Origin of the sequence: Rufibacter sp. XAAS-G3-1, assembly GCF_013623775.1 — a bacterium.
Taxonomy (GTDB): Bacteria; Bacteroidota; Bacteroidia; order Cytophagales; family Hymenobacteraceae; genus Nibribacter.
The window spans coordinates 1-704 of sequence record NZ_JABFAM010000048.1 but is presented as its reverse complement, the minus strand read 5'-3'; the positions used below and the strand labels follow the sequence as shown (position 1 = coordinate 704).

Sequence of the window (704 nt, the reverse complement as noted above, 5' to 3'; positions counted from 1 at the left end):
GCTACCTATACTACCTAACCTTAACAGTGGTAGACTGGATAGATGTTTTTACAAGACCCGTTTACAGGCACATCGTTCTAGAGTCGTTGAAATTCAGCCAAGAAAAGAAAGGCTTAGAGGTCTATGCGTGGTGCCTGATGAGTAACCATCTTCATGTAATTGCTTCCGCTAAAGAGGGAAAGAACTTATCTGATATCCTCCGGGACTTTAAACAGTTCACGAGCCGGAAAATCACCGAAGCCATCCAAGTAGAAAATGAAAGCCGGAAAGAATGGATGCTGCACCGGTTCCGGTTTGCGGCTTCCGTACATGCTAAATCGCATCATTCTAAATTCTGGCAAGACGGCAACGAAGCCAAGGAAATCCATTCCAATGAATTTTTGCAACAAAAAGTAGACTACATCCACCAAAACCCGGTTCGGGCGGAAATTGTGCAGGAGCCGGAGCAGTATGTATACAGTTCAGCCGTTGATTATGCCGGTGGCAAGGGGTTGCTAAAAGTGATTTTGGTGGAGTAGTCTTTATGTATTTAATCTGCTAGTGCTACAACGCTGACTTGCTGTTCAAGAACAATGCTTCCTTTTGCTGTTCTTTTGCTGTTTTGCTGTTCGGGAGTTCCTACTCCCGAACCTGCCTGCTGCGGAGTTCCTACTCCGCCGTGAACCACGGGCAGGTGTTGCAGAAGAAGGGGAGTGGAACTCCCC

Annotated in this window: 1 protein-coding gene; it reads left to right on the top strand. The window is 46.7% G+C overall.

The window, feature by feature from the left end; translation table 11 throughout:
• A partial coding sequence (locus HHO50_RS20935) for a transposase (RefSeq protein WP_181309095.1) occupies positions 1 to 518 on the top strand: 518 nt, incomplete at its 5' end.
• Between the last annotated feature and the right edge of the window lie 186 nt (positions 519 to 704).